This is a genomic window from Paenibacillus sp. QJM3NY_38, assembly GCF_056173265.1.
On record NZ_CM149665.1, the window covers coordinates 5,036,493 to 5,057,459 of the forward strand.

At 41.8% G+C, this 20,967-nt stretch carries 26 protein-coding genes and 1 pseudogene; 7 read left to right on the forward strand and 20 right to left on the reverse strand.

The features are described 5' to 3' along the window. Positions 1 to 10: 10 nt before the first annotated feature. The 3 genes from AC0VZ8_RS23280 to AC0VZ8_RS23290 are packed head-to-tail and all read right to left on the reverse strand — an operon-like array spanning position 11 to position 2,381. Positions 11 to 565, reverse strand: a complete 555-nt coding sequence (locus AC0VZ8_RS23280; protein WP_475484565.1) for a GNAT family N-acetyltransferase — start codon at positions 563 to 565, stop codon at positions 11 to 13. Beyond that, complete coding sequence (locus tag AC0VZ8_RS23285; RefSeq protein WP_475484566.1) at positions 562 to 1,671, reverse strand: sensor histidine kinase; 1,110 nt, start codon at positions 1,669 to 1,671, stop codon at positions 562 to 564. Before AC0VZ8_RS23285 ends, AC0VZ8_RS23280 begins: the two co-directional genes overlap by 4 nt. After that, a complete protein-coding gene (locus tag AC0VZ8_RS23290) occupies positions 1,662 to 2,381 on the reverse strand; it encodes a response regulator transcription factor (RefSeq protein WP_475484567.1) in 720 nt (239 codons plus the stop codon). Before AC0VZ8_RS23290 ends, AC0VZ8_RS23285 begins: the two co-directional genes overlap by 10 nt. Positions 2,382 to 2,560: 179 nt before the next feature. On the opposite strand from AC0VZ8_RS23290, the pseudogene AC0VZ8_RS23295 reads away from it, so the two are divergent. The 3 genes and pseudogenes from AC0VZ8_RS23295 to AC0VZ8_RS23305 form a co-directional block, all read left to right on the forward strand. Then, positions 2,561 to 3,289, forward strand: a pseudogene (locus tag AC0VZ8_RS23295) (ABC transporter ATP-binding protein); the annotation flags it as partial. Further along, a complete protein-coding gene (locus AC0VZ8_RS23300) occupies positions 3,285 to 3,983 on the forward strand; it encodes an ABC transporter permease (protein ID WP_475484568.1) in 699 nt (232 codons plus the stop codon). The pseudogene AC0VZ8_RS23295 and the gene AC0VZ8_RS23300, both read left to right, overlap by 5 nt. A gap of 33 nt (positions 3,984 to 4,016) precedes the next feature. Next, a complete protein-coding gene (locus tag AC0VZ8_RS23305; protein ID WP_475484569.1) occupies positions 4,017 to 4,886 on the forward strand; it encodes a DUF4097 family beta strand repeat-containing protein in 870 nt (289 codons plus the stop codon). Positions 4,887 to 5,009: 123 nt separating this feature from the next. Here AC0VZ8_RS23305 and AC0VZ8_RS23310 read toward each other — a convergent pair whose 3' ends face one another. From AC0VZ8_RS23310 to AC0VZ8_RS23320, 3 genes are all read right to left on the reverse strand, one after another. Beyond that, entirely contained in the window at positions 5,010 to 5,798 is a 789-nt protein-coding gene (locus AC0VZ8_RS23310) for a TrbC/VirB2 family protein (protein ID WP_475484570.1), read from the reverse strand. A 219-nt stretch (positions 5,799 to 6,017) separates the two neighbouring features. Continuing rightward, entirely contained in the window at positions 6,018 to 6,791 is a 774-nt protein-coding gene (locus AC0VZ8_RS23315; RefSeq protein WP_475484571.1) for an SDR family NAD(P)-dependent oxidoreductase, read from the reverse strand. 54 nt (positions 6,792 to 6,845) lie between these two features. Then, positions 6,846 to 7,583 (reverse strand): SDR family NAD(P)-dependent oxidoreductase, encoded by a 738-nt coding sequence (locus tag AC0VZ8_RS23320; protein ID WP_260066101.1) that lies wholly within the window; start codon positions 7,581 to 7,583, stop codon positions 6,846 to 6,848. A gap of 195 nt (positions 7,584 to 7,778) precedes the next feature. On the opposite strand from AC0VZ8_RS23320, the gene AC0VZ8_RS23325 reads away from it, so the two are divergent. Further along, a complete protein-coding gene (locus AC0VZ8_RS23325) occupies positions 7,779 to 8,381 on the forward strand; it encodes a TetR/AcrR family transcriptional regulator (RefSeq protein ID WP_260066102.1) in 603 nt (200 codons plus the stop codon). Between the two features lie 749 nt (positions 8,382 to 9,130). Here the strand turns inward: AC0VZ8_RS23325 and AC0VZ8_RS23330 are convergent. The 6 genes from AC0VZ8_RS23330 to AC0VZ8_RS23355 all read right to left on the reverse strand — a co-directional run bounded on the left by AC0VZ8_RS23330 (position 9,131) and on the right by AC0VZ8_RS23355 (position 12,600). Continuing rightward, positions 9,131 to 9,670 (reverse strand): DinB family protein, encoded by a 540-nt coding sequence (locus tag AC0VZ8_RS23330; protein WP_475484572.1) that lies wholly within the window; start codon positions 9,668 to 9,670, stop codon positions 9,131 to 9,133. A gap of 45 nt (positions 9,671 to 9,715) precedes the next feature. Next, positions 9,716 to 10,126, reverse strand: a complete 411-nt coding sequence (locus tag AC0VZ8_RS23335; protein ID WP_475484573.1) for a DinB family protein — start codon at positions 10,124 to 10,126, stop codon at positions 9,716 to 9,718. Beyond that, positions 10,107 to 10,409, reverse strand: a complete 303-nt coding sequence (locus tag AC0VZ8_RS23340; RefSeq protein ID WP_475484574.1) for a hypothetical protein — start codon at positions 10,407 to 10,409, stop codon at positions 10,107 to 10,109. The genes AC0VZ8_RS23335 and AC0VZ8_RS23340 overlap by 20 nt, the downstream gene beginning before the upstream one ends. Positions 10,410 to 10,423: 14 nt before the next feature. Further along, positions 10,424 to 10,972 carry an HAD-IIIA family hydrolase gene (locus tag AC0VZ8_RS23345; RefSeq protein ID WP_475484575.1) on the reverse strand — a complete coding sequence of 183 codons (549 nt, stop codon included), beginning with the start codon at positions 10,970 to 10,972 and terminating at the stop codon, positions 10,424 to 10,426. Between the two features lie 593 nt (positions 10,973 to 11,565). Next, positions 11,566 to 12,261: an alpha/beta fold hydrolase gene (locus AC0VZ8_RS23350; protein ID WP_475484576.1), complete on the reverse strand. Its 696-nt coding sequence runs from the start codon at positions 12,259 to 12,261 to the stop codon at positions 11,566 to 11,568. 57 nt (positions 12,262 to 12,318) lie between these two features. Then, the gene (locus AC0VZ8_RS23355) at positions 12,319 to 12,600 is read right to left on the reverse strand and encodes an alpha/beta fold hydrolase (RefSeq protein WP_475484577.1); all 282 of its coding nucleotides are present in this window, start codon (positions 12,598 to 12,600) and stop codon (positions 12,319 to 12,321) included. Between the two features lie 363 nt (positions 12,601 to 12,963). On the opposite strand from AC0VZ8_RS23355, the gene AC0VZ8_RS23360 reads away from it, so the two are divergent. The 3 genes from AC0VZ8_RS23360 to AC0VZ8_RS23370 all read left to right on the forward strand — a co-directional run bounded on the left by AC0VZ8_RS23360 (position 12,964) and on the right by AC0VZ8_RS23370 (position 15,050). Beyond that, positions 12,964 to 13,395: a BlaI/MecI/CopY family transcriptional regulator gene (locus AC0VZ8_RS23360; protein ID WP_426197999.1), complete on the forward strand. Its 432-nt coding sequence runs from the start codon at positions 12,964 to 12,966 to the stop codon at positions 13,393 to 13,395. Then, on the forward strand, positions 13,392 to 14,192 hold the full coding sequence (locus tag AC0VZ8_RS23365) for a M56 family metallopeptidase (RefSeq protein ID WP_475484578.1): 801 nt from the start codon (positions 13,392 to 13,394) through the stop codon (positions 14,190 to 14,192). Before AC0VZ8_RS23360 ends, AC0VZ8_RS23365 begins: the two co-directional genes overlap by 4 nt. A 99-nt stretch (positions 14,193 to 14,291) precedes the next feature. Beyond that, positions 14,292 to 15,050 carry a prolipoprotein diacylglyceryl transferase gene (locus tag AC0VZ8_RS23370; protein ID WP_475484579.1) on the forward strand — a complete coding sequence of 253 codons (759 nt, stop codon included), beginning with the start codon at positions 14,292 to 14,294 and terminating at the stop codon, positions 15,048 to 15,050. Positions 15,051 to 15,198: 148 nt separating this feature from the next. Here AC0VZ8_RS23370 and AC0VZ8_RS23375 read toward each other — a convergent pair whose 3' ends face one another. The 8 genes from AC0VZ8_RS23375 to AC0VZ8_RS23410 form a co-directional block, all read right to left on the reverse strand. Further along, positions 15,199 to 15,723 (reverse strand): GNAT family N-acetyltransferase, encoded by a 525-nt coding sequence (locus tag AC0VZ8_RS23375; protein ID WP_475484581.1) that lies wholly within the window; start codon positions 15,721 to 15,723, stop codon positions 15,199 to 15,201. A 97-nt stretch (positions 15,724 to 15,820) separates the two neighbouring features. Continuing rightward, a complete protein-coding gene (locus tag AC0VZ8_RS23380; protein WP_475484582.1) occupies positions 15,821 to 16,468 on the reverse strand; it encodes a FusB/FusC family EF-G-binding protein in 648 nt (215 codons plus the stop codon). A gap of 277 nt (positions 16,469 to 16,745) precedes the next feature. Continuing rightward, positions 16,746 to 17,204: a GyrI-like domain-containing protein gene (locus AC0VZ8_RS23385; RefSeq protein WP_475484583.1), complete on the reverse strand. Its 459-nt coding sequence runs from the start codon at positions 17,202 to 17,204 to the stop codon at positions 16,746 to 16,748. A gap of 119 nt (positions 17,205 to 17,323) precedes the next feature. After that, positions 17,324 to 17,794, reverse strand: a complete 471-nt coding sequence (locus AC0VZ8_RS23390; protein ID WP_071221869.1) for a GNAT family N-acetyltransferase — start codon at positions 17,792 to 17,794, stop codon at positions 17,324 to 17,326. 241 nt (positions 17,795 to 18,035) lie between these two features. Beyond that, a complete protein-coding gene (locus AC0VZ8_RS23395; RefSeq protein WP_475484584.1) occupies positions 18,036 to 18,524 on the reverse strand; it encodes a GNAT family N-acetyltransferase in 489 nt (162 codons plus the stop codon). Between the two features lie 51 nt (positions 18,525 to 18,575). Continuing rightward, positions 18,576 to 19,121: a GrpB family protein gene (locus tag AC0VZ8_RS23400; RefSeq protein WP_475484585.1), complete on the reverse strand. Its 546-nt coding sequence runs from the start codon at positions 19,119 to 19,121 to the stop codon at positions 18,576 to 18,578. Positions 19,122 to 19,285: 164 nt separating this feature from the next. Next, positions 19,286 to 19,996 (reverse strand): alpha/beta fold hydrolase, encoded by a 711-nt coding sequence (locus tag AC0VZ8_RS23405; protein WP_475484586.1) that lies wholly within the window; start codon positions 19,994 to 19,996, stop codon positions 19,286 to 19,288. Positions 19,997 to 20,065: 69 nt separating this feature from the next. Next, positions 20,066 to 20,881, reverse strand: a complete 816-nt coding sequence (locus tag AC0VZ8_RS23410; protein ID WP_475484587.1) for a GNAT family N-acetyltransferase — start codon at positions 20,879 to 20,881, stop codon at positions 20,066 to 20,068. Between the last annotated feature and the right edge of the window lie 86 nt (positions 20,882 to 20,967).

A 20,967-nucleotide genomic window follows, 5' to 3' on the forward strand; every position in this document is an offset into this window, starting at 1 on the left:
GCGTGCCCCCTCACCTATTCTCTGAAATATATTCATCCCTTAAAAGGCCATAATACACAAGGTCTTCGTATTGATCCCATTTTCGAACATGCTGTCTTAATCGCCCTTCATATTTCATTCCTAACTTTTCCATGACTTTACCCGATGCAGGATTTTTCCCCAGATAACGGGCAAATATACGGTGTAATTTCATTTCGTCAAACGCATACCGTACGATTCCTTTAGCCGCTTCCGTACAATATCCATTGTTCTTATACGGTCTCCCAATCCAATATGCAAGTTCACCATGATCAAACTTCCGAGTACATCCAATACAGATTGCGCCTATTACATATTGTTCTTCTTTATGTACGATAGCTAGTTCCAGTGATCGGTCTTCATTAAAGTTATGGGCATGTGTTTCGATCCATTGTTCTGCCATCCCATCCTCATACGGATGCGGGATATATAATGTGGTTTCCGCAATATATGGATCCCCTGCTAATTGTTGAACGACTTTGGCATCATCTACATGGAATGGCCGTAATGTTAATCTTTCTAATTGAATTGTCGGCAGTTTCTTCACGTATGGCTCCCCCTTTGTTTCGGCAATCGAATCGTGAACGTTGTTCCTTGTGAAGGCTCACTCTTTACATGAATGGTGCCGTTATGGGCCTGAACAAGCTTATAGACAATGGCCATTCCGAGTCCCGTGCCCTCGGAGGAAGAATCCGTGGTGGTGCCCCGGTAATATTGCTGGAATAGATGCTCCACCATATGAGCCGGCATGCCTACGCCATTGTCCATGATGCGGATTGCGGCGTGCTCTCCTGTGTCCGCAATCTGTACATATATATCCGTATGTTCAGGATTGTGGAGGATGGCGTTCATCATCATATTTTGCAGGATCCGCTGCATGAATTTCGAATCAAAATCAACATAAAAGGCAGGCGAATCCGCTTGAAAATGCATGTGATAGCTGCTCGCTTGCGGATTATTGCTAATATCGGCAACCACTCTTTTTGTAAATTCGACGATGTCTTGATTCGTCTTCTGTAATGGGAAAGTGCCGTCGGCACGATTGAGCTGTGTGACAAGGCTTAAATCTTGAATCAATTCCTCCATGTGCTTTCCTTTGTCGTCCATTTCCCGGATGAACGAAATCACTTCTTCCTTGGACCACTCGTACTGCTCATTCAATAAAAGCGCAGAGTAGCCTTTGATATAGGTTAAAGGTGTTTTCAAATCATGGGAAATCCCCGCAATCCATTCCTGCTTGGCTTCTTCGATTTGGCTTCTCTCGATTTCGTTCGCTTGCAGGATGACTCTCAAGGATTGAAGATGCTCAAGCACCTCCTGATACAGGCGGAACCGCATGCGAAGCTTCCCTTTTCGGGTATATATTTTGGTCAAATCGGCAGGTTGCTTGTAGTTGTCCTGCGAGAGCCGATGAATCCAGGCCATGATAAATCCGATCGGGCCGCCAAAATACCATCCGAACAACGCAATGCACAGCAGCGTACTAGCCCCGAATAACCCTCCTACAAAAAGACCTTCATTATCCATGCTGATATCGATACCAAGCAAGGGAAAAAGGCCTTCAAGCATAATCACGAGGAGGATGCCCGTCCCAAGCATCCATAGGATAATCCCTAATGCCAAATGAATCGTAAATCGAGTTTTTATTCGCATGACAGCGCCTCAGTCGGGGGGATGAATTTATACCCGATTCCCCGCAAATTCACGATGATTTTGGGTTTTCGGGTATCATCGCCGAGTTTTTTTCGCAGCTTGGAGATATGGATCGTGACCGTTTTTTCTTCCCCGTACACATCATTCCCCCATACCAATTCGTACAGCTGAGCCGTTGTGAAGATATGATTCGGATGTTTACAAAAGAACTGCAGCAGTTCAAGCTCCTTTGCCGTGCAATCTATAGGTTGCCCCTTCACGGTTAACGTTGCCGATTCCGGATGAAAAGAGAAGTACCCGTAATCGTACGCCGAGTTTTGTTGATGTGCATTCTCCATAATCCTTTGCCGGCGAAGGATCGCCTTGATTCGGGCAATGACCTCCATCGGATTAAACGGCTTGGTAATATAATCGTCTCCGCCGATCCCTAAACCCGTTAATTTGTCGAAGTCAGTGGAACGCGCGCTAATAAAAATAATCGGTGCATTCGTATGTTTCCGGATCTCCGTACAGAGCTCAAATCCGCTTAGATCCGGGAGCATAATATCGAGCAAAATCATATCATATGCCTTTTCTTTGATGCGCTGCAGCGCGCCTTTGCCCGATAATGCCGTGTCAATATGCGTAAAGTTCTCTTTGCGAAGCGTGATCTCCAATAACTTCAAAATACCCATTTCATCATCGACAGCTAGTATGGATGCAGATTCCATTGCAATATTCCCCTCACTTCAAACTTTATCCTGTGTATCACTTTTCTATCTTACTCTATTTAAAAGGTTACGAGATTACTCTATGTAAAATGTTACGAGTTTTTTCCACAGCGTTTACTTTATTTTTACTTTCATTCCCTAAGCTTAGTGTAGCACATCATTAAGGGAGGAAATTAGAAGTGGAAGTCGCCATTCAAATCAATAAAGTAAGCAAGGCATTTAAAGGCACGGAAACCATTTCAAACGTCAATATGAGTATCCGCAGAGGAGAAATTTACGGATTTTTAGGACCGAATGGGGCCGGTAAAACAACCATTATGAAAATGATCTTAAATCTGGTCAAACCGTCTTCCGGTGATATCCAAGTATTCGATCAGTTGGTGCTGCCTACGTCGGTTCAATACTTAAAAAGAATCGGCAGTATCATTGAATATCCCGTGTTTTACGACCGGCTGACAGCAGAGGCAAATTTGGAGTTTCATTGCAGATTCATGGACTATCGCGATAAGACTGCGATCAAGGAAGCGCTTGAGATCGTTGGTCTTCACGGTGTGGGGAAGAAAAAAATTCATGAATTCTCTTTAGGCATGAAGCAGCGGTTAGGGATTGCGCGCGCGATTGTTACGAAGCCGGACATTCTCATTCTGGATGAACCGATCAATGGACTTGACCCGATCGGGATTAAGGAAATGCGGGAGCTTTTCTTGCATTTAAAGGAGAGATACGGAACGACCATTTTAATTTCGAGTCATATCGTATCCGAAATCGAATCGGTCGCCGATACGATTGGCATTATTCATCAAGGGAAATTATTAAATGAAGTCAAGATGGAAGACATTCGAAGAGGACATGCAGGATCGTTGGAAGAGTATTTCATCAATCTCGTTCATGGAGGCAAACGCTATGCTTAAACTTATACAGCTGGAATGGCAGAAAAATAACCTGTCCGGTTATTTCAAAGGTTTAGCCGTTTGTATTGTGGCGATTTTCGCCGCCGTTACGTTGATGGCGTTAGGTTCTCAGAGTGAGAACGAACCGATGAGTTACACTGATTTCATGTCGTTATCGGATATCCTGGTTCGAGTCACCTATATCATTTTCTCAAGCGTTATTTTGTCCCGTTTAGTGATTGACGAATACAAGAGCAGCATGATGCAAGTATTGTTCACCTACCCGTTGCAGCGAAAAAAAATCATTCAAGCCAAATTAACGATTGTGTTTGGGTTCTGTTTTTTCAGTATTATCATAACGACGTTCATGATTAATCTGTTAACGTACCTCTTGAATCCGATGATCGGTTTATTTGACGCTTCTATTGCCGTTGATGCCATGATGGCCGCCGTTCCGGCAACAGCGCTGAACGCCTTTATGATGGCCGGCATCAGCTTGATTCCTTTATCGTTTGGCATGAGAAAAAAATCGGTGCCTTCCACGATTACTTCGGCAGTCATTATTGGTTTCTTGATTAACGCAACGGTGTCCGACGGAGGAAGCTCAGCCAGCTTGTTCCAATTCATCGCCATCCCGATTGTTCTCTGCCTGCTTGGCCTGATTCTCGGCTATCTTGCTTTTTACAAAGTAGATCGAACCGATGTAGCCTAAAAATTTCACTGTACAAGAATGGAGGACTTGAGCTTGAGAAAAATCCTAGCCACTTCGCTTGTTTTGCTTACCGTTGGCGGGTTCGTTATGGGCTGCCAAGGCGTAGGGAATTCAACAAGTTACAACCATGAATCTTCCTATGAGGCTAGCCGCATCGAAGAAATTGAAATCAATAACGAATCTTGGGACATTGAATTCAAACGTTCAGATTCCCCCAACATCACCATCGCTTGTGAAGGCAAGCGGCAGAACAATAAGAGCGACCCTGTAACGATTGACCAGGAAGGGAGGAAAATTGTCGTTACCCAGAAAGACCAGGGTGGTGCTATGGCAGGGTTCACTTTTGGCAAAAAAGGGACGATCTATATCTCTGTTCCCGACCAAGGAGTCGATACGATTACATTGAATAATGATGCAGGTGACATCAAGATGAAGGATGTATCGGCTCTAAACATCGCGTTCACCAACCATTCGGGCTCTGAAACCATCGAAGGACTTTCAGCTGACACAGGTGTGTTTACATCCAAAGACGGAGAGCTCAAATTGAAAAACAGCTCGCTAAACGAATTAACCGTAACTTCCGGCAGCGGTGGCAGTTATTTAAACGGTGTGACCAGCCCCGAGATGAACATCACCTCAACAGCTGGGGAAGTCACCGTCAAAGAGATCGATGAAGGTAAACGACTGTGCGTAGAAACAGAATCCGGAGATATCACCGTATCTTATATAACGCCCCCTACTTCGTTAAACCTTGCCGCAACCAGCGATTCATCGGATATAAGCATTGGTCTAGAGGCCTTCAAAGAAAAACAGAGCACGGAACAATCAGTGGAAGGCACGATTGGGGATGCAGCCCAAACATTGGAGCTTGTCAGCCGTTCCGGAATCATAGTTGTAAAATAGTTCAGTCCAAACGGCCAGCAGTATCATTTTGTCGTCAACCCCTAAGAGCTGAGAGCTCCTCGGGGTGGATGACAATAGAGGATTAGGATGACCTTAACATCAATAATAATACGAGATGGCATGTCATTGGCTGGGTAGCTTGTTCTCTGCAGCATGAAGTAGACTACGAATATTCCTCTCCCATTCCAATGTTTTCTTCTGTAAAGCATGAATTTGGTTCGTACTAACAACGATCCGTTTCAGATATGCAGCTGCGTCCACAGCGTCTCCCTGCTTGACAGCTGCTTTATAACGTTTATTTACTTCATTAATATTTTTATTGAGGTCCGTTATTTTTTTGTTCTCGGCTGTGATTTGTTTCTTTAACATTTGCACCGGTAATAACGCATCTTTAACGATTTTAGCTTTTGCGGCAACCTGCTTCTTCGCAGCGGTAAAAACATCCTTTTTCAATTTGATCTCCTGTCGCGCCACATTCGCAGTATCCTTTATGCGATTTCGCTTAAGTTCATACAGAAGAACAGATTTTCGATCTTTTCGCTTCCTCGCCTCTGTCAATTTCTTGCCGAGATCCGTATATTCCGCAAGCAAGGGAGCATATTTATTCTGAGACTGGTCTGCTTCTGCCTTTAACTTATCGAGCTTTACCTTATCAATAAGCTTTATTTTCGCATTAATTTCCTTAAGCTTTTCATTGTTTTGCTTACGCAGCGCCTGTATTGACTGCTTATCCTGTTTATTGGCCAACTCCAGTGAGGTAAGGCTGTCATGCAATTGATCGATACTTGTTAAAGCAGCATCCCATCCCGTATTTGAAGCCTCTGCGTATGCTGGACTAGCCACAAGCAGGAAACAAATGATTAGAACGGCTAAAGCATTTATATGCCATTTCGTTCTTCTTTGTTTCAGCAATACAATCATCTCCCTTATCCAAATTATCCTCAAAGAATGCAAAAAGCACCCCACAAGAAAGGCCTTAGAGCCTGTCCTGCGAGGTGCTTCTCCCGCACTTCTTCCGATTTGATAATAGTATAAATTCAATCTTTTTATATGTCAATCATTTTCTAGAACGTTTGTTCTCATCCCGTATAACACCGGGCTAAGAACCTGGAAAGAAATCTTTTCATAACCTTACTGGTTGATTTGACCGCCATCCACGGTATATATGGATTGCGTTACATAAGAGGCATCGTCGGACAGCAGGAAAACGGCTACATTGGCTACCTCATCCGCTTCCCCGTATCTTCCGATCGGAACGGCAGAGCCGAATGCTTTTCTTGCACCTTCTGCATCCTCAGGAACGGTATTTTTCTCAATTTGGCGCATCATGCGGGTATTGATCACCCCAGGTGCTACGGCATTCACTCTGACGCCGAACGGAGCAGCTTCCAATGCTACCACCTTCGTCATGCCGATCACGGCATGCTTGGAGCTATTGTACCCAACGAATCCGGGCGAACCGATGAGACCTGCACCGGAAGAGGTATTCACGATGCTGCCATACCCTTGGCTTTTCATTACCGGAACAACGTATTTCAATCCAAGGAAGGCACCCTTCACGTTGACATTGAAGACCATTTCAAAGGTTTCGGTCGGATAATCCTCTACATTGGCCGTGATTCCTTCGATCCCCGCATTATTGAAAAAACCGTCGATTTTACCGAATTTCTCGACCGTTGCATCCACATACGCTTTGACTTCCTCTTCTTTGGCGACATTGGCCTGCAGCGCAATCGCTCTGGAATCGTCCAGACCCAAATCGGAGATTACTTTTTTAACGGCTTCCAGATTCAAATCGACCAGGGCAAGATTAGCACCCTGTTCCGCCAGCTTTTTCGCGGCTGCCGTTCCGATCCCGCCTGCTGCGCCAGTAATTACAATCACTTTTCCATCAAATTTGCTCATGGTGTATACCTCCTAGTAAGATGTCATGATTCTCTCTACGTCTAAGCTCACCCATTATTGGGCTGTATATCCACCGTCAACCGTCAAGGTATTCCCCGTCATAAACGAAGAGTCGTCCGAAGCCATAAACAGAACGGCCTTTGCCATTTCTTCAGCTTGTCCCAGTCGCTTCATCGGAGTGGCCGCTGCCAACGCTTGCTTGCTCTCCTCCGGAATGATCGGCGTGTCGATAAAGCCGGGGCATAGTGCGTTGATCCGGATATTGTGCTCGGCATACTCCAGTGCCAGGGAACGCGTCAAGTTAATGACCCCGCCTTTAGCTGCATTATAGGCTGCGGAACCAGGCGAGCCGACCCAGCCGTACATGGATGCGGTATTCACGATCGTACCTCCGCCAGCTTTTAACATTTCACGGATAGCTTCGCGTGCCACCAGGAATACGCCGTCCAAGTCCACGTTTACGGTGTTGCGCCACTCGGAGTACTCTAGATCATGCGAAGAATGAACGCGCCCGATACCTGCGTTGTTAAATACAACATCGACTTTACCGAAGGCGTCAATCGCTTGTTTAAAGATGCCCGCTACTTCTTCCTCACTTGTTATATTCGCTTTGACGAACAGCGCCTCGTGATGATTCGCTTTCAGTTCGGCCTCAAACGCCTTACCTTTTTCCTCATTTAAATCAACAAGCACCACCTTAGCTCCCTCTTCAATGAAGAGGCGTGCTGTTGCCGCACCGATGCCGGATGCACCACCGGTAATTACAGCCACTTTGTTTTGTAATTTTCCCATCTTGGATACCCCCGTATAATGGATTAAAATAGTACTATGTTAATTGGAACTAATTTAAGATATTAAATTTAGTACTATTTTTGCTACAATTCAATTGTACTATTCTGTTCACATTTCACAATCATTAACCTGTTATGAAGTGTCGATCTAGTCAACACTTAGAACAAAACTGTCTTTTTGGGAGGCGCTCTTTTCGTGAATCATGAACAAATCGTGACATCGGCGCGAAGAAATCGTACGAAAGAACATCTGAAATCAGCCTTTATTCAACTTGTAAAAGAGAAGGGATATTATGCCGTGACGGTGAAAGACATCGTGGATAAGGCTTCTTATAATCGCAGCACCTTTTATGTCCATTACCAGGATAAAATCGAGTTAGCCGAGGATTTGCTGGCTTCCATGCTACGTGGCCTGGAAGAATCGGTGGGCAAGCCTTACATCCCGGGACACAAAGTATACACGGCAAACCTCAGTGCACCCTCCTTCAATATCGTTGCCTACATTTATGAGCATCGTGATTTTTTTGAGTTGATTAAATACGAGGATACCTTGCCGGGACTGCACACGGAATTCCCTCAAACCATCGTAAAAATATACAAGGAACGATTTATATTCGAAACGATTAACCATACTCCGGTTAATATGGATTACTTTAAAAGGTACACGGCCTACGGCTTCCACGGACTGATTCTAAACTGGATCCGAAACGATTTCAGGGAATCCCAAGAGGATTTTATTAAAGAGGTCATTGATTTAACGAAGACGCATATATACTCGGTGGAGTATGTGAGGGAGTAAGGCGTACGGAATATAAATAGGCTGCCCTAGAGGGTAGCCTACTTGATTACGGTGATAGGGTTATATTTGCCTTGAGACCTTGTCAGGATATTCTCCATTTCTTGGCTTTTAACTAAGAACTTTATTACTCCGAAGAAGCGGAAGTGATAATAACTAACTTGGGATGTATCTCCCTTTATTTTTGATCCATTCATAAAGATTGTCAAAAATCTCCTCTGTATCCCCCTTTATCTGATATTGTTTATTATTACAAATAATGATTCCTGACTCCGTGATATCAAACGAGTAGTTATCTACAGTCCCATCCCTATCCCGATAAAAGATAATCATCATAATCACTCTATCGGAGCTTCCTTTATAACTTTTAAATTCTCGGCTATACGATTCAGCATCTAGTTAGCATAATACCAAATTAGTCCTAAAACAATTAAAACAACAATAATAACTATTAACAAGTGCAATTTCTTCATTACACGTGTCCTCCGCATAGGGCGCCGCCTTTGTTAATTCAATTCGTAAACCAGGTTTATTCATCAAAGCTTTTTAAGATGCTAACGCCAGATATAACGCATACGAAGAACAGTAACCCTAATCTTAACCAATTCATCCAAAGCCAGAAGTCTCCGCCATTCACAATGTCTGGGCTCAAGCCGTATTCATCCACAAAAATACCCATATTCCAAAATAACTTTAACGAAATAAGCAGCGATAGCAAACTCAAGGAAAATACGAGGATGGATCGTATTCTTTTATTCATGATCCATGTCTCTCCTTTGCTCAGCGTACCACTTTCTAAGTTGATTAATATGGGCTTGGTGATAACGGTTATGGTCGGCCATATGCCATAATCCCCAGCGTATGGTGGCTTTCTTTTCATTTTCGTGACCAAATGTGACAATGTTATCCAGATCAGCATCCGTTAATTGCGTGCATGTTTCTTTCAACATAGTTAATACGACTTCATATTTAGATATAAGCGTATCCAGAGGCATCCCTGTAACCATTGGCAGCCTGTTATGTTCATCGATCATCGGGCCGTATTCGTCTGTTAATGACTGGGGAAGCGCCTCTCCTTTAATCCTATAAACCCAATTCAGGTCGACGTACATGATATGTTTTATTAATTGAGCGGCACTATTGAATTGGTTACCAGGGCCTTTGTAGTCTATTTCCTCTTGCGACATGCCCTCTGATATGGATTTTAGCCTTTGGCTGTTCTCTTTGACAGCGCCATATAACATTCCCACGATCGTTGACATATTCTCTTCGCCCTGCAAATCGTAAAACATCCCAGCACAACCTCTCTTGTAAAAATAAATAGCATCTTAGCCTCACTATTTGGACTTTTGAATCTTTTGTTTCAGTCGTATCGATTTATTCAAGTGCAGAAAAATATGCCTTGTCGCCGGCATGAGCACTAATCCCGCAATCGTTTTGTTTCCCCAGTATTCAAGCAACCACGATGCTTCTTCCTTAACCGCATGCTGCACTTTAAGTTGTTGGATTCTTGCCGTTTCAACTTTTTGCTTAAAGTCGCCTGGCAATAAACGGGATATGACTTCACGAGTGTTCCGCCCAACTTCAATCCGATAAGCTAATAATGAATCAACATCAAGAGTCGCACTCAAATTAGCGATTTCTGCTTCCGTCATTTCATTTCCGGAATGAACATCATCAATGTGAAATTTCTTGTTCCACTGGCCTGAATGCAATACTTGGACATCGTTATTTACGAGTACGCTCATCGTCATGTCTTCCAATACGCGTCATATGCCACATATGCCATATTATCGAATTCTTTGTATCAGGAGCCGTAACTGGATATTGACGGAATGTTTCCTCTTGCAGATCTTTAACTAATTCATCCTCAAGGGTCGCAATGGGGGAATGGCTCATTCTTGATGAATGTAACAAGCGATGCTGCTGCAAGAATAACTCAACTGCACTCTGATGCTTAGCCGGATCCAGAATGATCTGGGTTAGCTTTTTGTGATTTTCATTCCACTGTTTTCTTTGACTCAAATCCATGGAACCATCCTTTTCTAGCCGCCCCCTAAGATCCATGTCACGGCTTCATTAAAGTCTGTCGCGATAAAATCGGGATACGCTTCTTTCCATTTGCCGAAGTACTCGTTGTTATTGAATTTTTCGAGTTCCTTGGCGCCGGCTCCCGTTTTCACTAACACACTCTTGCAACCGGCTTCTTTGGCAGCAAGCATATCCGTCCATCTATCTCCTACGACAAAGCACTTCCTTAAATCCAGATTATTTTCTTCCGCGGCTTTCAACAGCATTCCAGGGGACGGCTTTCTACATGGACAACCCGCTCCATGCTCATGAGCACAAAGATAGATTTTGTCAAAACCAAAGCCTAATAATTCCGATTCGAATTCGTCCTTTGTTGCTTCGCCCCGAGTTATTCCAGGTTGATTCGTAAATGAACAAATCAGCATGCCTGCAGCTCTGAGTGAATCAATCGATTTCTCCACTTGTGGAAAAAGCTCAAAATCACCGGGCAAAACAACCCGATCGGTTCCTCCAAGCGTTCCGTCTCTGTCAATGAAAACCGCCTGTCTTGAGGGTTCTAGCAATTGGTTATGCTCCTTTCCATATATAATCAAATATCAGGCTCTCTTCGAACCATATACAAATTTTTTGACCTACTTCCTGTTGGTTGTTATCGATCGTATAAGTGTTAGCCCACTAACAATTCCAAATACTGCACTTGCTTGAGGCAGGGTTGCGAGTTTATAAATAGTTACATTCGCCAAGCTATTAATATACATTACCAATATGGGATAAATAAGCAGCAAGAAGCAAGGGAGAAACACAAGTACTAATAACGGCCAATTAAGTTTAAATGATTTTGGTAACCCTTCTAGAAAAGCTAGATGCAAACCATAAATTAACGGAACGATTGCCAATATCCATACCGTACTTTCTATTTGAAATGTCTTCTTTGCTTCCTCAGAATAGTAACTACTTATCGAGTTTCCAAAATAGATTAAGAGACCACCTATAATTAACCATACGAGGTAATATACAACTTTCGATTTCTGTGGCTTCATCATACTATCACTCCATTCATATTGGTTCGAGAAAGAAACGATGTTGGCTGCAACCACATTGATAACCCCATGTTACCCGAAATTGATCTCAACGAACTCTTAGCTGACTGGTAACCTTAGGATATATGATTTTGACTTGCTATAGATATTAGTATGTTTTCAATTTCTTTAGCATCCTCTGGATGAAACATATGAGATGATTTATCTAACCAAAAGATTTGTTTGCCTGCAGGCGCTTCCAGTTCATTAAAATAATCCTCCACTAAGTCTCCAAATATATGAACATCTTTTTTTCCATGTATAAAAAAAACAGGTACTTCCAACTTCCTTATCGTTCCTTTATAATCAATTTTTGCAAAATCCTCAATCAATGTTTGTGTATAACTCCTTTGAAATCCTCTAATTGTATTAAAAATATCTATTATTGAGTAATCTGGAGATCTCAAGATGATACTCATCGCCATTTTCATCCCCGGATGTTTTACATCTTGATAAGAGTAAACCATCGAATTATACCTGCCCATCCATTTTCTTAATGTACTCCATTGTTTAACACTCTTTATGTAGGGGGGATTACCACATTGTTGCAGTTCTTTAATCGCTTTGTTATTTCCATGTTTTTTTGCTTTATCTAGCGTCCATTCTAAACACAACACATCATTCTGAACCCAATTTATTATTTGTGATATCCCAATATAAGCATAATAATCGCTTGGATTCTCATCAACTAAACGCAATCCAATAATAGTTCCCCAAGAATATCCTGCGACATATATTTTCTGTTTATTGAATTTAATCTTTAAGAATTGCACTACTTCATTAGCATCTGATACGAATTGATCTATATTTAATGAATCTCTTATCTCCTGCTAGTTAAATGTTTTTCCGGAACCTCTTTGATCCCAAAATACAACGGTATAATGCTTGACCAATTCTTTCGTATTCGTTGCTATAACGTAGTCTCTTGAGCGGCTCGAAGTTCCAGGGATAGGTAAACCGGGGCCACCATGTAGAATAAGTAAAACAGGATTATTTATATTCTCTGATTGTATTAAAAGATATTGATGAATTCCACCAATTGCTACATTTTCTATTATACTTATCCCTTTCTCTGAAATTTCAAAGTCAATCTTGGATCTCAATAACTTCATAACACTTCCTCACTTCCTATTTTCGATTACTCCTTTTGCAGACCAATGGCCGATCGGAACAAAATTCTTGGCTAATTCTTAAGTTAACCATTCTACCTGTTCTGCACCTTTCTTTTTTGATCTTGCTATCAATTCCCAAAAGTGTTGAGTCGTCATAGAATTAGATCTCCTGTGGTTCTCTTATTCTCGATTGTAAGGCAAATAACCTTTCGTCCCCGACACTTTGCAAGTACCAAGAACAATGCCCAACCAAGAAAATACAACACAGACTAGCAAAGGGGAATAGCTATGCGAGTGTCGGCAGGAAGAAGTTGACATTGTCCAACAACCATACTACGATATGTAGTATGAGGTGAGATAGGAATGAAGATTAAGAAAATGAATATCGAAGGTGAAGGCCTGAATCGATTTTTTGGACCACTGGAGTCTCGAATTATGGATATTCTCTGGTCCTCAGAAGCACTCAGTATCAAGGAAGTGCAATCCATCCTGAATCAGGAGAGTCCAATCTCGATCAATACGGTAATGACCGTCATGAATCGTCTTCTGGATAAAGGCCTGCTGACAAAGGTCATGACGGGAACCGGCCGGACACGGGCAGCCAAGTTTAGCCCGCTGCAGTCGAGGGAGCAATTTCTCACTGAACAGACAAAGGAAGTGTCGCAGGGACTCATTCAAGAGTACGGGAGCTTGGTCGTGAACCACATGATCGATGCGCTGGATGATGTCGATCCTGAGGTGATCGCAAGGCTGGAGCGTAAATTAAACGATATCAAACACGGGAAAAAACAATGAATCCCACCACACGGCTAAGATGTACCTACGCGCTGATGATCGTATTCGTAGCTGTTGTCATCGTACATATGGGAATGTTCATTACCTACCAGGTCCGAAGCGGAGTATTTCAAGGTCCCGTTCTGAATTACGTCTTAATCGACATGATCATTGCGTATACACTTGTTCAGATCATTTGGCGAAGTACGAGGCAATTGGTTTTATCGCAAAAATGGTTAAAGCACTTCCGTGCCAACAGGCACGATAAATTAACCAAGCGCCTCAATTACAAGTACCGCGGCTGGGGAACGGAAATCATTGTTGTACAGGACAATGCCTTTGTGGCTCTGACGATTGGACTGCTGCGACCGAAAATTGTCGTATCCACAACGGTTTTAGAGATGTTTAATGACAAGGAAGTAAAGGCGATTTTACTGCATGAACGATACCACTGCCGTAATTATGATGGATTAAAAACATTCTTTTCAACCTTGCTGGCAGACGCCTTTGGATATTTGCCGATTGTTAAACCAATTCTTCGCTACTATCAGACGTGGCAAGAGCTGTTTGCTGACCGATTCGCCATCCGGCAGATGGGCACCGAGCTGTATTTAGGCAGTGTCTTATTAAAATTAGCGAAACTCGGTAAGCTTCGACGGTATGAGGCAGCCGTTCATTTTGCGGATACGACATTGCAATACCGGGTCATGCAGGTTCTTGAGCCTGACCGAGGGGTGAATGTTCCGTTAGCCCTGCTGAAGCCATTTCTGAGATCCTGTTCCATTTTACTGCTCTTTATGTTGGGCGGGGATTCGTAGTCCCTTTTTTTCGGATGATTACACTACACACTGTAGTTCAATCGCATCATGTAGAAACAGAAGATCTTATCAGGGAATCTATTATGGGGGAATGAAATTATGTACAACGAATTGATCAGGATCGGACCCGTGACCATTTATGGATATGGATTAATGATTGCGATCGGAATCCTTATCGCTTACAAGGTTGTTGTTTATAGAGCAGCTTCTAGACAAGTAGAACTATCCCATGTCTCCTCTCTCACGTTCTGGAGCTTATTAGGCGGATTGGCCGGAGCTAAACTTTTGTTTTGGATAACCCAAATGAACAATATCATCCACGATCCTTCAATGGTTCTGAATTTTTCGGAAGGATTTGTGGTATACGGAGGAATTATCGGGGGGATTGGGGTTGGTTATGTCTATTGTAAGAAGAAAAAGCTCAACTTTCTAAAATACCTTGACCTATTTGTGCCCTCCGTTGCATTAGCCCAAGGATGCGGGAGAATCGGCTGTCTGCTCGCCGGTTGTTGCCATGGAAAAGAAACGGACAGTTGGTTTGGCATAACGTTTCACGAATCCGAGCTTGCCCCGAATGATGTCAAACTCATCCCTACACAAATATTAGAAAGCGTTCTTAGCTTTTCAATTTTCTTCATACTGATCTATATTGCAAGAAGAAAAAGAACTAACGGCCTAATAGCAGGTCTATATCTCATTTTTTATAGTTCAGGGAGATTTATTATCGAGTTTTTCAGAGGCGATATCATCCGGGGCCAGTTTGGTACTCTCGCTACTTCGCAGTGGATCGCATTGGCTGTTGTTTTGATCACTTGCATCGTATTCTTATCCAAGGCACAAAAAAAGATGACCACATAAGATACGCACATCTTGAGTCCTTTACTACATCGTGTTTCCTGCTTTAGAGTAGATTGTTCGATACATGGGGGCTCAGCCTTCATCATAAAAAAGCTGAGCCCCGATAGTATATCCGGTTTGCTTGTAGAAACTGACTTGTTCGCTACTATCACGTATTCTTAATCCAATATCTTTTAATTACGTTCCCATCTTCCTCTATGTAGTCTGTATCCGGCCTCCCGCCGTTCTTAATAATGGTTCTTTCCGATCCCACATTACCGGCATCACATACAACTAATACATCGTTTATCCCCAGTTTCTTGGCCTCAATCAAGGACAATTCCAATAGTTTAGTCGCATAGCCTTTCCATCTTTCTAACGGGCGGATGCCATAGCCAATATGTCCGCCAGCATTATATAAATATTCGGTTAATTGATGTCTAATATTAGCTGCACCTAATACTCTATGTTGATTATCGACCAACCAAAAGGTTGAATCTGAGACCCAGCCTTCCTTTACACCAATGCCCTTCTCTTGATTAGAGAGTTCCTTCAGCATCCCTTGAAAATCACTTGGATCCTTACTTATAACCCAAGGAACCATATTCTCACCGGATTCTTTCCATTCTTGATAAAATGATAGATATTCTTCTTCAAGCTCTAGCTGAGGCTTAACTAATCTTACATCGTTCATAGGTTTCAACGTCCTTTCATGACCTTTATGTCTTTCAAACGAAAACATAGTACAAAATAGGCTGCCCTTAAAGGCAGCCTACTTCTAGTTCCTGTGTTTACTTGCTGGCGGAGAGAATGAACTTCTCAAGTGCCCCTGTATCGGTAATGCTGTGATTACATGCTTGGCTATCCAGACATACGTATTGGCCAATGAACGAAAGATTATCCGGTGAAGCAACCGCCGGCTTGGTCTTGACCGAGAACAAGGCAAGCTCTTGATGCCGGTTGCAGAACAGACAGTACCCTTTTTTGTTGGTCGGCGTAATTCTTCCCTCGATCCCGATGAATCTTCCTTCGAACGGATATACGATATATAACTTGTTTGTGGCAATATCCACCCAGCCCAAATACGTTACATATCGAAAGTCGATCGATTGCAGATCCGGAACTTTCAGTTTCTTATTTTTAGGAAATAGCTTCTGAATCTGATTCAGCGAAATCGTCGGATAAGGCTCCAGATAGGGTTCTAACGCGTTAAGATATCTCTGGAAATCCTCGGCCTTCTCGATGGTCGACATTTCTCCAAGCATCCGCTTCTGATCCTCTGTTAGAGACGGAAATGCTTCCAAAGCGCTCGTTACGGCACGATACCTGACCGTTTCCAGGACTTTTCTATCCGCGATCGTTCGCAATGTTTTCAGAAGGAAATCCGATTGTTTTTTAATCACGTTAAACTGGTGGTTTCTAATAAATGGTGTACTCATAGCTTTCAGCCCCTTATTTTTATTAAAAATGAAGGTGCAAAGCCTGTTATTAGAAACGATAAAGTTAAGGTTGGGCGATCGAATTCATCTATCGCACCCCACGCAAAGTATCGCCCCAGATCAGGCTTTGCATGAGGACTTCCTAGCTAATGAGCAATTCAGCATTGCCATCGGTATAACCCCCAATCACATTTCATACGCAAAATTATAACAGCAAGTGCCAGTTGGCGCAATTTATTCCGATGGAACAGAACACTGTTTATATCAAACTTAAAATCTATTTAATGGTGTCATACAAGTCTGCTTCAATATGATTTACTTCCCCATGTCCCCATACATCCGAAATCTCCAGATGCCAGGATCTCGGCAATCGTTCATGGTTATTTTCTAGTATCCAGCAATGGAGATTTTCATATGTATTTCTAATTTCATCATTAGGCCCCTGATGTCGTTGGACTGCGTATTTTTGTTGTGGAATGACTAAAGAGGCCATCCCTTCAGGAACTTGTTTCATGTTATGTACCTCAACACAAACCCAATAACCATCTTTCTCTCCCGATACATCCTCAGCGATGAATGCACCAACAAGTCTAACCGGTTTTACAACGTCGCGAATCTCTTGCAATCTATTTTTAAGTTCAACCGAAGCCTTGGGGATCTCTTTGACATACTGGTCACCGGGACATACTACTCTTATTCCGACTAATCTCATTTCATGAAGTTCGACTACCTTCACAGAGCTCACTCTCTTTCGTTGAATATTTATTTTATAATGGCTGGATGTATTAAAATGTTGTTAAATGCAGTATATGCATTTCTTGAATTACCTTCCTTCTAAAACTCATATCGACTGTTTTACTCACATAACATATTTTCCATTGGCTCTTTGCAGTGCTGATATCCATTTTTCTTGTAAAAATCAACCCCTTCATCACTAGGCCATACGATAATAAATTCATATTTATTTTCTTTTGCCCATTCGTTGATCTTTGATATTAATTTACTTCCTATCCCTTTACCTCGATAATCAGGTTTTGTATATACATTCGTCATATATGCAAATGGATGTGTGATTCTCCCTGGTCTCGGTACCTTGTGAATAAGTTCTATGTATATGTTGGACACGATCATGCCGTTTTCTTCAGCAACCCAAATACTCCAAATATCACTTTGAATAGCCTTCCACAAAAAATCATAACACTCCTCGTAGAAGTCACTATAAGCTTCGTTTTTTAATGTTCCATCTAGATCGTCTTCCAGCGTAAAATCCCATCTCATCCGAATAAGTTGATCTATATCTTCTTTTGTCGCAATTCTAATGATCATGGAATCACCTCCGAATTCATTAACATCACTTCATCTTTCAAACATGATAAGTAAAATATATTTTTTTAACATGATCCGTAGAGCTAATGATTTGCTGAAATCTGATCGGGCTTGAGAAATAAACAACTACACATATCAAGATGATTGATATTAGGATTACAAGATGACGCAGGCGTAACTTTTTCAATAAAAATCCTCCATTTAATGCGATCCTGCATCATACCTCCACCCGCTGGGGTTACTACTTTGTACTGAACTCTTGTATGTACTTCTTTGAATCTTCCCTGTATCTCTCTGTGTAATTATTCTTGGAATATTCACTGATTACGTTTCTCCAAAAAGATATGGCAGTTGTATTACTCTCCATTTGAGCTACTTTCCAATTTGCATTGAATAACCCAAATGCCTGTTTAGCTGCGGTGCGACCGATCCCGTTTCTTCTATATTTTTTCAAAATCATAAAATCATAAATTACATGCGTTGGGTCTGGATCTGTGTCTAGATTCTCAAACAGCACAACCAAGAACCCTAGAAATGCTCCTGACGATACTATGAAATACGGGTTCCATCTAGGGTCACCTTCCCAATAGAAATCAATGTTCACCCCGTATCTTCCATCATCATTTAAGTTCTGATTAGTGTATTGACTAAAATCATAATGATAAAATTGATACATGTTCGATAATGTTTCTTTCTCTTGAACTGAAACAGGAATAAGTTCGATTTCCATAACGTCTCCTTTTGTATCACCCTACTCCTTTTTGAAGTTTCATTGATTCGCCTACAGATCCGGTTTATCTGGTTTCCAACCTATTTCTTGTGACCAAACATGTGCCTTTTGTATTAACTCCCATACAATCGGGCCTTTGCCTTCAACATATTTATGTCTTTCATGATGGTACAATCCCATTAACCGGTGCTTCTCTGCCGAATATCTTAAGCAATCCTCTTTATGTTCTCTCAAATAATCTCTAAATAATAATGTCAATTGTTCTGAGTAACTCCCCGTTTGTCTTACATGAATATGTGTTCTCCGATGTCCCTGAATTTCTCGAAAATACCTTTTAGTCTTATCAGGATTTTCTTTACGAAATACAAACGCTATAGACTCTAATTTATTCTTATATTGATTCACATCTTCAAAATTACTAATTGAGATTTGAATATCAATAATTGGTTTGGCATCTAGTCCAACAATCGATGTAGATCCAACGTGGTCTATCCGATCTGCTATGTCCCCTAAAACTTCTCGTATGTTCCATCCTACCTCCAAGAACAAGTTTCGCCACTCTGGATCATACTCAGCTATTCGCCATTGCTCATCCATGTAATTGTCTCCTTAGGTTTAAACACTTTAGGAAGTGGTTTCGTGGTTCCGGTATTCACCTTGTTCGTAGGATCCCACTCGCTCGAATCCTTCGAAATGTCTCAGGTAGGCCGAGCAGCCTAATGACAGCAATGAGTGTGAATATAAGGGAGTTCTCCCCCTGATTATTCTACAAATTCTTTTATCATTTTATATAGCTTTGATCTTTCTGTGCTTCGAAAGTCATGTCCGCTATTCTCTAATTCAGCTATATGCAGATTAGTAAATTGTTCTTTATATTCTTCCAATTCCTCACTAGATATCAAAGAGCCTTCCAATAGCCCTCTCACAACAAGTACGGGCTTTTCTGAACTAAACTTTATGGATCTTTGTACCGATTCACGTTGAATTCCCCTAACCGCTTCCGGGCGGATATGAGACAAACGATTGAAGGGTATTAAATAATTTTCAATATATTCTTTAGGCCAATCCACGGGCATCGCTTTGTGCTCAGGCGGATAGTCCAAAATAATCAATTTGTCAACCTGTTCAGGATGTAAGCTGGTATATTCCAAAGCGTAAGACACACCTCTTGAGAAGGCGTATAAATGAAAATGGTTTATCCCAGTGCTTTTCACTACGGATTCAATATCTGCAACATGGTCTTTCAAATCATAACCGGTCAGCGGGGTATCACTTTGGCCTCTCCCTCGAAAAGATAATACAATACATCTTCTGGGCATTAGGTATTCAAGTAAATCTTGATACTCTTCTGCTGTTTCGGAGAGACCAGGACATATAAGAAGTGGAGTTAACGAAAAGTCTGAATCAGGATGAGAATCAAGGTAGTGAATGCTTACACCATTAGTTATTGAGGTTTGAGAAATAAGCTTCATTCAATGACTCCTTCATTTCGATTTAGAATATTTCGTCTCCCTCATCTACTGGACCTTGTACCAGTGCCATTAGGATAAGCCATACCAGGATATTTGGTAGTCAAAATCAGGGGTCATTCCTACTTTCTCTGCAAGTCGAATAGACCCTGTATTCTCCGGAGTACAGTCCCAGTATGGACGAATTCCTTTTTGAAGACATTCCTGTACAAATGCCTGAGCTACTGCAGCGCCATAATTTCTTCTTTTATGCTCTTCAAGCGTTTCGATATCAATTGCATGCGTTTTATCTACAACAAATGCTGAAAAACATAAACTCACCACATTGTGATTATCCTCAACAAAGTAACCGAACCCTTGCTCTAAGAAAGAGTCTGTAGAATCCCAAAATCGTAATATCTTCTTTTCTAAAAACGAACGGTTTTCCAATCGTCTTGACTTCAATAACTCACGATTTATCGGTTGAATATTTACAACGCTATCTTGAAATTCAATGTGTTGTGGCTTCCCTCTTAATGTGAACACATGTTGAGTATCACTCGAAATGCGGCGCTCCTGAAAAATGTTTTGTATCGTTTTATCCCAAGGATCAGGATCCAGACCAATCTCGACCCAATTTATATCTTGCTCCTGAAGTTTAGGTTCTATATGATTTCTCATGTATTCTGCTAGTTCTGTTATAAATGTTGTACTCTGAGCATCTCCAACAATCTGAAAACCCTTTTGTCCTTCAATCCAAATTAATGCTGCTGTGGGTTCTGTTGGATGATCTACATAGACCCCGCCCGGGTTATTCCCGCTAACCACAGCCCTAACCTCGATATTCTTACACTTATCCGTAATATGTCTTATCTTATAAAACTCTGATTTATTAAGTTCTGTTATCATTGTTATATCACCGATTCTATGATTTATTGATTATATTGAGCGTATAGTTTCTTGTATTACGAACCCGAGAGGATTTTTGATCCATA

Excerpts from the sequence above, each read along its gene's own strand:
- AC0VZ8_RS23285 (WP_475484566.1), bottom strand. The coding sequence starts at position 1,671 with ATGCGAATAAAAACTCGATTTACGATTCATTTGGCATTAGGGATTATC.
- AC0VZ8_RS23360 (WP_426197999.1), top strand. The coding sequence starts at position 12,964 with ATGAAGATTAAGAAAATGAATATCGAAGGTGAAGGCCTGAATCGATTT.
- AC0VZ8_RS23410 (WP_475484587.1), bottom strand. The coding sequence starts at position 20,881 with ATGATAACAGAACTTAATAAATCAGAGTTTTATAAGATAAGACATATT.
- AC0VZ8_RS23320 (WP_260066101.1), bottom strand. The coding sequence starts at position 7,583 with ATGGGAAAATTACAAAACAAAGTGGCTGTAATTACCGGTGGTGCATCC.
- AC0VZ8_RS23330 (WP_475484572.1), bottom strand. The coding sequence starts at position 9,670 with ATGTTTTACGATTTGCAGGGCGAAGAGAATATGTCAACGATCGTGGGA.
- AC0VZ8_RS23375 (WP_475484581.1), bottom strand. The coding sequence starts at position 15,723 with ATGAACGATGTAAGATTAGTTAAGCCTCAGCTAGAGCTTGAAGAAGAA.
- AC0VZ8_RS23290 (WP_475484567.1), bottom strand. The coding sequence starts at position 2,381 with ATGGAATCTGCATCCATACTAGCTGTCGATGATGAAATGGGTATTTTG.
- AC0VZ8_RS23395 (WP_475484584.1), bottom strand. The coding sequence starts at position 18,524 with ATGGAAATCGAACTTATTCCTGTTTCAGTTCAAGAGAAAGAAACATTA.
- AC0VZ8_RS23390 (WP_071221869.1), bottom strand. The coding sequence starts at position 17,794 with ATGATCATTAGAATTGCGACAAAAGAAGATATAGATCAACTTATTCGG.
- AC0VZ8_RS23400 (WP_475484585.1), bottom strand. The coding sequence starts at position 19,121 with ATGGATGAGCAATGGCGAATAGCTGAGTATGATCCAGAGTGGCGAAAC.
- AC0VZ8_RS23365 (WP_475484578.1), top strand. The coding sequence starts at position 13,392 with ATGAATCCCACCACACGGCTAAGATGTACCTACGCGCTGATGATCGTA.
- AC0VZ8_RS23405 (WP_475484586.1), bottom strand. The coding sequence starts at position 19,996 with ATGAAGCTTATTTCTCAAACCTCAATAACTAATGGTGTAAGCATTCAC.
- AC0VZ8_RS23340 (WP_475484574.1), bottom strand. The coding sequence starts at position 10,409 with ATGGATTTGAGTCAAAGAAAACAGTGGAATGAAAATCACAAAAAGCTA.
- AC0VZ8_RS23315 (WP_475484571.1), bottom strand. The coding sequence starts at position 6,791 with ATGAGCAAATTTGATGGAAAAGTGATTGTAATTACTGGCGCAGCAGGC.
- AC0VZ8_RS23370 (WP_475484579.1), top strand. The coding sequence starts at position 14,292 with ATGTACAACGAATTGATCAGGATCGGACCCGTGACCATTTATGGATAT.
- AC0VZ8_RS23355 (WP_475484577.1), bottom strand. The coding sequence starts at position 12,600 with ATGAAGTTATTGAGATCCAAGATTGACTTTGAAATTTCAGAGAAAGGG.
- AC0VZ8_RS23380 (WP_475484582.1), bottom strand. The coding sequence starts at position 16,468 with ATGAGTACACCATTTATTAGAAACCACCAGTTTAACGTGATTAAAAAA.
- AC0VZ8_RS23300 (WP_475484568.1), top strand. The coding sequence starts at position 3,285 with ATGCTTAAACTTATACAGCTGGAATGGCAGAAAAATAACCTGTCCGGT.
- AC0VZ8_RS23335 (WP_475484573.1), bottom strand. The coding sequence starts at position 10,126 with ATGAGCGTACTCGTAAATAACGATGTCCAAGTATTGCATTCAGGCCAG.